General features: G+C 33.7%; 4 protein-coding genes. 3 read left to right on the top strand and 1 reads right to left on the bottom strand.

Going from position 1 to position 5,885, the window contains the following annotated elements; all coding sequences use genetic code 11:
- Together ACJML3_RS07045 and ACJML3_RS07040 are read left to right on the top strand one after the other, a co-directional pair.
- On the top strand, positions 1–309 hold a 309-nt coding region (locus ACJML3_RS07045), incomplete at its 5' end, for a PLP-dependent transferase (RefSeq protein WP_406021866.1).
- Between the two features lie 9 nt (positions 310–318).
- Positions 319–1,233: a PLP-dependent cysteine synthase family protein gene (locus ACJML3_RS07040; protein WP_406021864.1), complete on the top strand. Its 915-nt coding sequence runs from the start codon at positions 319–321 to the stop codon at positions 1,231–1,233.
- Positions 1,234–1,343: 110 nt separating this feature from the next.
- On the opposite strand, the gene ACJML3_RS07035 is transcribed toward ACJML3_RS07040, so the two are convergent.
- Positions 1,344–3,590, bottom strand: a complete 2,247-nt coding sequence (locus ACJML3_RS07035) for an EAL domain-containing protein (protein WP_406021862.1) — start codon at positions 3,588–3,590, stop codon at positions 1,344–1,346.
- Positions 3,591–3,942: 352 nt separating this feature from the next.
- Here ACJML3_RS07035 and ACJML3_RS07030 point away from each other — a divergent pair.
- A partial coding sequence (locus tag ACJML3_RS07030; protein ID WP_406021860.1) for a methyl-accepting chemotaxis protein occupies positions 3,943–5,885 on the top strand: 1,943 nt, incomplete at its 3' end.

Here is a 5,885-nt window from a genome sequence, read left to right as displayed (position 1 = left end):
TTTGATGGTTATGAATTAAATTCCCGCCAGACAAGAAACGGTGGTGGAATGATTTCCTTCCTTTTGTCTGATAATTATGACTATCGCAAGTTCTTCAAGTCATTAAATCTTATTGCTCTTGCAGAAAGTTTAGGTGGTGTTGAATCACTAGTATGCCATCCTGCAACCATGACTCATGCTTCAATTCCTGCTGATATAAGAGCAAAAATCGGCATTCACGACAATCTTATCAGGCTGTCAGTTGGTATTGAAAATGTAGATGATCTTCTTTTAGATATTGATAATGCAATCAAAGCAAGTGCAAAGTAAGGAATAAAAATGAAATACTATAATGATATGCATGATTTAATTGGTAAAACACCTCTTGTAAAACTCAATCATGTGCTCAATCTTCCTGATGGCGTAAATGTTTTTGCAAAGCTTGAATACTACAATCCATCAGGATCTGTAAAAGATAGAACAGGTCTTTATATGGTTAATGATGCCTTTGACAGAGGTATTTTAAAAGAAGGTTATACAATCATTGAAGCAACTGCAGGAAATACTGGCTTAGGCGTAGCATTTGCAGCATTAAACAGAAATGTTAAGGTCATTTTTGTGGTGCCAGAAAAGTTCTCTATTGAAAAGCAGGTTCTAATGAAGGCTTTGGGTGCAACTATCATACATACCAAAAGAGAAGATGGTATGTTAGGTGCAGCCAAGAAAGCTCAGGAGTTACTCAAAACAGTTGAAAACTCAGTTTCACTTGAGCAGTTTAAGAATATGTCAAATCCAAAAGCTCATTATGAGACAACTGGTGTTGAGATATATGATGATCTTGATGGAAATATTGATTACCTGGTTGCAGGAGCAGGCTCAGGCGGTACATATTCAGGTGTTGTAAAATACTTAAAAGAGCGCAATCCAGAAATTAAAGGTGTTTTAGCTGATCCTGTCGGTTCTACCATGGGTGGTGGACAGCATGCTGACTATAATATCGAAGGTATTGGAAATGATTTTATTGCAGATACCATGGATATGTCACTTGTTGACAAGGTTATCAAAGTCAATGATGAGGAGGCTTTTATATCGTGCCGTGAGCTTACAAAATATGAAGGAATATTAGGTGGCTCATCTACAGGTGCAGCTTTTGCTGCAGTAAAGAAACTTATTGACTCTGGTGCTAAGGGCAATATTGTTTTTATAAGTCCTGACAGATCTGATAGATATTTTTCAAAAGATTTATATGCTTAAGTGACATTCTCCAAAACTTTAGATTAGGAGGAGCCATTTTGATTGGTCTGAAGACCAAGGTATTAAATTTAAGAAATGACCACTGAGTTTTCTTGAGTGGTCATATTTGATTAGATCTTTGAGTAGTAGTCATCTTCTACTATAGGTTTTGAATAATAGTAACCCTGAATCTCATCACATCCAAGATTTTTTAAGATCTCATTTTGAACTACGTCTTCTACACCTTCAGCTATAGTTTTAATTCCAAGCTTTTTACACATGGTAATTAGAACACCAAGAATTGTTGTAAGCTTTTCATCGTCTCCTTTTCCAAGATTATCTATAAGTTTCTTGTCAAATTTGATTTCGCTTACCGTCAGATCTGCAAGTGTATAGATGTTAGCATGCGCAGTTCCAAAATCATCAATGGAGATGTTAAATCCCTCCTTAGATAACTTATCTGTTACCTCAACAAGCTCCTTGTGATGATCAGTGGAACTGTGCTCTGATACCTCCAATGGGATGTAATTTGGAGTAATATCGTATTTATTTAATATATCCTTAAGCTTAGTCTTAAACTCTGGTCGTATGATAGTGTGTCTGGAGAAGTTACAAGATACAGGAAGAATTTTCTCTCCCTTATCAAGTCTTTCTCTCATCTGCTTGCAGATAGTCTCAAAAACAAAATAATCAATTAAATGAGTATAGTGAGCAGATTCAAGAGCAGGAATAAAGTCATCAGGCGGAATAACCTTATCGTTTATGATTAATCTTACTAATGCTTCTGCTCCTGCAATCTGAGCAACATCTCCCTGGATTTTAAACTTAGGCTGATAAAGAACCTTAAAGCAGTCTTGTGCAATAAGTTCTTGAATTCTTGCAGGCTCTAAAATATCGAAGATAAGATCGTTTTGTACTCTATATCTTTCATTTTCGTTTTTGCTGATTCTGTAGTATTTCTTTTTCTCCTTATACATATCAGATTCAGCTTTGTTGATGGCATTTTGAATGGTCATGCCACTGTTAATCCAGCTTGTGCCAACAGATGCGCTAAAGCCTTTATCAGAACTCATGAAAGCTTTAATCATATCTGACAGCAGTATGAATTCATGCTCATCAATATCAGGATATATACCTATAAACTCATCACCACCTAATCTGTAGATATACTCAGATTGATGTAAAAGCTGCTTTAGTAAAGATGCAGTCTTCTTTAGAATAGTGTCGCCCTTATCAATACCAGAGGTGTTGTTAATATTCTTAAGACCGTTAACATTGATAAAAATTACACCAAGTTTTTTTGCAACTGAAAGTGATGGAATGTCTGTAATCAGGCACTTCCTATTCTTGAGTTTTGTTAATGGATCAAGATTAGAGTAGTTTGTGATTTCAGCCTGCATAATTCTGTTGTGCAGGGCACTTGCCATCAGATTGATAATGGTTTTAAAGCAAGGTGTCAGTGTTTTTAATCTGTCTTCATTTGCATTTTTGATGATTACTGCACCTAATATCTTTTCATCTAACAGTACAGGCAGAGCACAGTAGTGGTCATTTTCATGAGTATAATTTTTTACAATCTGCTCTGTGAGTATGCTATCAAGGATATCTACAGGTGCATTCTGATGAGCAACGTCATATTCTTTTTTCTGACAAGTCCAAAGCAGGATCTTAGTTAATTTAGACTTAATAACATCAGATTGGTCATTACCGCTTTTGTTTTTACCGTTTTCATCAGTTAACTGAACATGCTCATACATGAAAACTGCATTAGCATCTATGGATGTTCCAAGATGTTCTAAAAAGCGGTACAGAAGAATATCTGGATTGTGAATATTCTTTGAAAAAATAATTGTATAAGGAGCAATCACATCATTGAATGTTGTATCAAGATCAACTACTGAATGTTTAATCTTTTTCTGTATAGCAACATTAATGATATAGGTTCTGTCGTACAGATTGATATTTCTTGATTTAATAATGAAATCATCTTTAAGTGCACAGTCAACTAGAGTGTTGATGTGGAACTTGTCATCATTACTGCAGATACTCTTGCACTCTTTGCAAGGCTCATCTCTACCTTTAATAATGCTGTAGCATGTACCTACAAAAGGCTGTTTTAAACCTAAAGCTTCAGTAAGCGGTTTATTGATATAGACAATATTCTTTGATGCAGCATCAGTAATGAAAACAAATTCATCAATATTGTCTAAGAGTAGATCTGCTATTTCAGAAATATCAAAGGAGCTTGATGAGTTATATACAACCTCATCAAGGTTATCAAATCCAAGATCTGATTTGAGTGATTCAATGTCTTTAAAATCGTTAAGGTCATTCAACAGTACATCAGCTGTTGAGCCGTCTAGTTTATTATCTGCCATGTAATAATAACTTTAAGATGTAATAATTTTTTTTCGCGCTTTTTATTATAGGAAAAACTATCGTTTTTATTATAAATTGATAATCATTAGCAATATAAGTCACAAAAATTTATATTTTTTGCTAAAAAATGTGATGTAAATAACGCTAATTTTATATACATATAAGTTTACGCTAATTATACGTATAAAAGGCTTTTAATTCAATGTGTTATTTATAAAGATATACGCATTTATGTGCCTTTTGTCACAGCTTTTTTAAGTAAATCAAAAAGTTAATGATTTTGTGAGAATTTGAGAATATTTTGAAATTTACCTTGACCTATAATTCAGTTAAAAAAGTAGGTAGTGACATATGAAAAAAACATCAAACAGATCTCTTGTATACAGACTTTCTATCATCATTCTTTCGTCAGTATTTTTTATCCTTATTGTTGTCTGCTCCTTATTTTATGCAAATTCATCTTCAATTGTAGAAAAAGAGATATTAAATAAGCAGCTTCCTACACAGACAAAACTAATTGCTACAAATATCAAAGGTTTTATCGATCCGTATATTATTCAGTCAAGATCAATGGCTGAAAGTCAGTATACGATAGACTGGATTTTAGGTGGAGAGAGTAATGAATTCTATCCTGTTTTTAAAAAGGACAGATTAAAACTTATTGAAAAGTATAATCTTTTCAGTACATTTTTAGCATCATTTAAAAGTAATCTTTATTACTACAGAGGTGAGTCAAAAGGGAAACTTGATATCAATGGCCGTGACTCATGGTTAAAATTTACTCTTGAAACAAAGGCTGAATATGATGTGAATATGGACTTTGATAGAGTAACCGGCAATCTTGCAATGTTCATAAACTACAAGATGTTTGATGATTCTGGAAAACTGATTGCAATCACTGGTACTGCTGCAAAAGTTAATACTCTTTTATCTTTGTTAAACTCACAGAAACTAGGCAAGAGCGGATATTTCTATGCAGTAAATAATTCTGGTCTTATTCAGCTTCATCATAACACTGATTACATATTAAAGAAAAATGTAAATGAGGTTGAACCAGGACTTCTTGATGTTATAAAAAAGGCAAGCCAAAATCAGTATCACTATGAATTCTACAAATCAAAGTCTGATGGCACTGATTATATTCTTGTTGCTGTCCACGATAAGGATTTAAATTGGATTATTGTTGGAAAGATAAAAAAGAGCGAAGTTTTTGAACCTTTAAATACTCTTGTATATGAAACAATAGCAATTGCATTATCTGTCGTTGTACTTATGGCTTTGCTTATAATCTATATATCAAAAATTCTAAAATCAAGACTTGGTCTTCTTCGCTTCAATCTTAAGAAGTTTTCTGAATATTTTGAGAAAAAGAGTGGTACTCCAGGTCTTAAGCGTCCACGCAATTTAGATGAAATAGGTTCTGCATCAAAAATACTTTGCGATATATCAGATGAAATTACCAAAGGAGTGGAAAATGACAGACAGGCAATTGAATCTGTTCATCTTGCACTTAACAGAGTAGTAAATGGTGATTTTTCATCAAGAGCTGATTTTATCTCATCAAACCAGACAGTTCAGGAGCTGATAAGTTCTTTAAACAATGCTATAGACAATATAAATCAGGTATTCAAAGATGTCTCATTTGTACTTGAGTCATATACATCAAATGACTATACAAAGAGAATTTCATCAGATAGATTAAAAGGTCAGTTCTTAGATCTTACTCTTGGTATTAACAGACTTGGCGATACCATGTGTTCTGTGCTTCACTCTCAAAAACAACTGTCAGATGATCTTAAAACCAAGTCTAATTTACAGACTGATTCTGTAACTTCTGTTGCTAATGCATTAAATGAGCAGTTATCATTTATTGATAGAACAGTTGATGCAACCGATCTTATCGACAGCTCAAACAGAGATGTTGAAAAATGCACAGATGAGATTGCCAACAATATTACAAAAATCGAGAATGTTGTTGATGGTATTAAGGATGTAGCTGAAGAGACCAATCTGCTTGCTTTAAATGCCGCAATTGAAGCTGCAAGAGCAGGAGAGCATGGAAGAGGCTTTGCTGTAGTTGCAGATGAAGTTCGTTCATTAGCATCTGTTACACAGAGTAGATTAAGTGATATTGAAAATCTTGCAAGGACACTTGTAGATAATATTGAACTCTTGAAAAAATCTGTTGAGGTACAAAGCTCATCTCTTGAAAAAATCAAGAATTCATCATACGAACTTCGTCAGAATTCTACAGAGAATATGTCACTTGCAAACGATACACTCAATATTACAGG

Origin of the sequence: Succinivibrio sp., assembly GCF_045124615.1 — a bacterium.
Lineage (GTDB): Bacteria > Pseudomonadota > Gammaproteobacteria > Enterobacterales > Succinivibrionaceae > Succinivibrio > Succinivibrio faecicola.
The sequence above is the reverse complement of the archived record's forward strand: the minus strand, read 5'-3'. Positions and strand labels throughout refer to the sequence as shown.

Coding starts and splice junctions, on each gene's coding strand:
- ACJML3_RS07040 (WP_406021864.1), top strand. CDS start 319: ATGAAATACTATAATGATATGCATGATTTAATTGGTAAAACACCTCTT.
- ACJML3_RS07035 (WP_406021862.1), bottom strand. CDS start 3,590: ATGGCAGATAATAAACTAGACGGCTCAACAGCTGATGTACTGTTGAAT.